General features: G+C 63.9%; 3 protein-coding genes. 1 reads left to right on the top strand and 2 read right to left on the bottom strand.

Features of this window, described 5'->3' with window-relative positions:
• Positions 1 to 303: 303 nt before the first annotated feature.
• Positions 304 to 903, top strand: a complete 600-nt coding sequence (locus ACWEO7_RS38655; RefSeq protein ID WP_452430711.1) for a hypothetical protein — start codon at positions 304 to 306, stop codon at positions 901 to 903.
• A 20-nt stretch (positions 904 to 923) separates the two neighbouring features.
• Here the strand turns inward: ACWEO7_RS38655 and ACWEO7_RS38650 are convergent, their stop codons facing one another.
• Together ACWEO7_RS38650 and ACWEO7_RS38645 are read right to left on the bottom strand one after the other, a co-directional pair.
• Positions 924 to 1,739, bottom strand: coding sequence for an ATP-binding protein (locus tag ACWEO7_RS38650; protein ID WP_397080406.1), 816 nt, complete (start codon positions 1,737 to 1,739; stop codon positions 924 to 926).
• Positions 1,736 to 2,896 (bottom strand): Mu transposase domain-containing protein, encoded by a 1,161-nt coding sequence (locus ACWEO7_RS38645; protein ID WP_452430709.1) that lies wholly within the window; start codon positions 2,894 to 2,896, stop codon positions 1,736 to 1,738. The genes ACWEO7_RS38650 and ACWEO7_RS38645 overlap by 4 nt, the downstream gene beginning before the upstream one ends.
• Between the last annotated feature and the right edge of the window lie 549 nt (positions 2,897 to 3,445).

The raw sequence follows: 3,445 nt of genomic DNA, 5'->3' as shown, positions 1-3,445 counted from the left end.
TGTCGCCTGCCAGGGTGATGGGACCACTGGTTTGCCATGTGGATGGGACCGGGTGGCCTTCGGTTGCGGCCGTGTGGTGATAGTGGCCGATCGCGGCCTGCTGGTCAATCCGGTTGCGGTTAGTGCGTCGTTCGCTGGCCGGTTCGGTGGGGTATTGGCTGGTAGTCGATGGTGAGGTTTGTGAGTGGAGAGTTGACCAGGAACTGACCTTCCCATCCTCGGGGAGGGGGGTGCGCGTGACCGTAATATCGGCATCCTTCCTCTCTTGACCAGGGGATGCTGACTTACTGCCAGAGGGACATCATGGGTGACTGGTTTCAGACGGTCGTTGACAAGGACGTGTCGCCGCAGAACGCGAAGGCGGTGGCTGCGGACATACTCGACTGGTTGATCAGCGCCGGGGTGGTGCTGGCCGAGCGTGATGACTGCGTGCTGAGCGCCGAATCCGGTCACCGTCCCGGCCCGGCCGCTGAGACGGTGGTCGATTCGACGGGGTGGAGTTCCTCTTTCCACGACCTCGCAATCAATGGCCTGGAGGTCGTCACTGAACGCTCCGTGTTCGATGGCGGGCAAGGTATGCCGACAGCGGTCATCTGCCCACGCTGCGATGCCACAACCGCGTTGGTCGACGACTCCTATCAACCCATCCACGAGGTCTGGAAGATGTTCGTCGATGAGGGCGTTTTCGTCTGGGACGCAGGTGAGGACGACGTCACCGTGCCGTGCCCGTCATGCGCGCAGCGAGTGGAACTGGCGGACTGGAAATGGGCCGACGATTACTTCGCCCTCGGCTGCCTTGGTTTCACGTTCTGGAACTGGCCTCCGTTCCGGCCGGACTTCGTTGCCGAGTTCGGTCGACGTCTGGGCGGTCACCGCACTGCGCTGGTCGAGGGCAAGCTTTGAGCCGGGGTTGGACCTGCTGGTCAACTCTGGTGTGTCGGACGATCTGATCTGCCGAGGGTCGGTTTCTGGCGTTGCCGGTAGGACTCGCCTTCGACGACGAGTTCGTAGGCTGCCGATTGCAGCCGGTCCATCGCCGACTGCGCCAGCAGCGGGTCGGCCATCATGGTCAGGATCTCCGGCGGTTCGCGGTTGCTGGTGATGATCGTGGAGGCTTTGCGGTGGCGTTCGACGATCAGCTCGTAGAAATCGTTGGTCTCGACCGCTTCGAGCCGGTGCAAGGCCAGGTCATCGAGGATCAGCAGGTCGACGCGGTGCAGTTTGCGCATCTCGTCTTCGTAGCTGCCGTCCAGGCGTGCCCCACGCAATCGTTTGAACAGTTTGTCGGCGCGTTCGGTGTGAACGGTGTGGTGGCGGCGGACCGCGATGTGTCCTAATGCGTTGGCCAGGAACGTTTTTCCGACTCCAACCGGCCCCATGATCAGGACGTTGTAGGTGTCGGCGAGGAATCGTAGTGAGGTGAGTTCGGCCCAGAGTTCGCGGTCGAAGGTGACTGTGGTTGAGTCGTCCCATGCTGCCAGGTGCATCTGCGGGTCCAGGTGGGCGGTTTTGGCGCGGCGTTGTTCGGAAGCCCGGTCGCGGCGGGTGACCTCGTCGGCGAACAGCATTTCCAGGAAGTCGTGGTGCGGTAGCCGGTTCGACCGCGCGAGGGCGAGGCGTTCGGGGAGGGTGTCCAGGAGTTGGCCGAGCTTGAGGCGGCGCATCAGCGACTTCAGCTCCGGGGTGACCTCGATCGGTTTGACCGCCGGGGCGGCGGCGGGACGGCGGGTGGTGCTCATGAGTGCCTCCTGACCGCGAAATCGGTAGTGGAACGGACGAACCGGGAAGGCGCCGGTGGCGGCAGCAGCGTCAGCTGCTGGGCCGTGGTGGCGCGGGTGAGCATGCGGTCGATGACGCCGACGTCGACGACCTCGGCGTCCAGCGCGCGGCGGCAGGCCTCATCGACGGTGTCGGCGCCGTGGCGGCGCACCAGCCCGAGCAACCGGTAGACCTGCCGCATCTTCGTCCAGGGCAGTGGATGCTCGAGCACGGCCGCCGCATAGGCGCCGACATGCCCGCCGTGGTCGAATGCTTTGCGTTGCAACGTAGTCAGGTCCCGCATCGCATAAGCGGTCAATTCCGACGGCAGGTCCGCAGGATCGGTCTGCCGGCGACCGGGCCCAACCTTGGGGTGGACTTTGATCAGCTCACCACGAAAGTAGAGCTTCACCGTCTGCGAGTCGACACGAGCGGACAGGCGCTGCCCGACCAGATCACCAGGAATGCTGTAGAGAGCCTGGGAGATCTGAACGTGCCGGTCCGGTGCGACCTTCGGATTCACCCAGGTCGGGATGTCGAAGACGTTATCGGGCAACGGTTTGAGCTTCGGTGCCTCGTCGGTGGCGAACACTTCGGCCGGACGCAGGCGCGTGGTGCCATGTATTCTCATCCCCGCGGTCTCTCGGCACCACCGCTGCGCGCGTTCCCGACAGTCCTCGAGGTCCCGGAATTGTTCTCCCGCAAAGAAATTCGACCGTGCATAAGGAACGCAGCGTTCGACGCGTGGCTTGTCCTGCGGGCTGCGGATCCGCGCCGGATCAACAACGAACCCACGGGACTCGGCATATTCGCGGAACGAATCGTTCAACCGAGGATCGGTCGCGTCGGCCTTATCGACGATGGCCTTCATGTTGTCCGGAATCGCGACGGCGAACACGCCATCGAAGAACACCCACGCCGCTTCGAACCCGGCGATGACGTCGCCCAGTGTTTCCCGGTAGGTGGGGAAGACGAACATGTGCCGCGAATACACCGCGGTGAAGATCAACCCCTTCACCACCCGCCGGCGGCCCTCGACATCGGTCAGCAGCCCCAGCCGCCCGAAATCGACCTGTACTTCCGCGCCGGGTTCGCAGTCGGCCACCCGCACGGTCGTGCGCCGCTTCCCGAACCCCAATTCCGCCTGCGTAACGGTTCAATGTCCGATACGACACCACCACACCACGGCGGGCGAGCAGAATATGAATCTTGGTCAGGGTCAGGCCCTGATCCAGCCACTCCTTGATCTGCTCGGACTGACCGGCGAGAGTTTCCCACGCATCGCTCTTACCGTTCGGACGTGACCGACGAACCCCGGCGATCACCGCCGTCAGCAGCTCATCGGTCAACTGCTCCACACCCTCGTCGCGGTCCACCCCACACGACTGCGCTCGCTCGACATACCGGCGCACCGTCTTGCGGTCAGTGCCCGACAGCCGGGCCACCTCCCGCAACCCGCGACCCTGCAGCCACAGCCGCAGCATCTGTCTGATCTCGATCACCGAAACCTCCCGGTAGCTCATCTGGCCAATACAGCGGCCGAGCAACCGGAAGCCCCGAAGCCACGCCGGGTGGTCCCATAACTGGCAAAACCGCTAGTCAGGTGGTCCCATCAGTGGCAAACGGGTGGTCCCATCCTCATGGCAAAACCGGCTCCGAAGTGGTCCCTTCCTCCTGGCAGCCGACA

The sequence above is a fragment of the Nocardia sp. NPDC004260 genome (assembly GCF_053603155.1).
The sequence above is the reverse complement of the archived record's forward strand: the minus strand, read 5'-3'. Positions and strand labels throughout refer to the sequence as shown.

Coding starts and splice junctions, on each gene's coding strand:
- ACWEO7_RS38655 (WP_452430711.1), top strand. CDS start 304: ATGGGTGACTGGTTTCAGACGGTCGTTGACAAGGACGTGTCGCCGCAG.
- ACWEO7_RS38650 (WP_397080406.1), bottom strand. CDS start 1,739: ATGAGCACCACCCGCCGTCCCGCCGCCGCCCCGGCGGTCAAACCGATC.